Consider the following 306-nt stretch of genomic DNA (forward strand, 5'->3'; position numbering starts at 1 on the left):
TCGGAATCGCTAGTAATCGTGGATCAGAATGCCACGGTGAATACGTTCCCGGGCCTTGTACACACCGCCCGTCACACCATGGGAGTGGGTTGCAAAAGAAGTAGGTAGCTTAACCTTCGGGAGGGCGCTTACCACTTTGTGATTCATGACTGGGGTGAAGTCGTAACAAGGTAACCGTAGGGGAACCTGCGGTTGGATCACCTCCTTACCTTAAAGAAGCGTACTTTGAAGTGCTCACACAGATTGTCTGATGAAAAGTAAATAGCAAGGCGTTTACGCGTTGGGAGTGAGGCTGAAGAAATAAGG

1 rRNA gene is annotated in these 306 nt (G+C 49.7%); it reads left to right on the plus strand.

The features are described 5' to 3' along the window. Nucleotides 1-208, plus strand: a 16S ribosomal RNA gene (locus tag J4G32_RS20785); the annotation flags it as partial. Nucleotides 209-306: the final 98 nt, after the last annotated feature.

Source organism: Microvirga antarctica, from assembly GCF_017921815.1.
In the GTDB taxonomy this organism is placed as follows: domain Bacteria; phylum Pseudomonadota; class Alphaproteobacteria; order Rhizobiales; family Beijerinckiaceae; genus Microvirga; species Microvirga antarctica.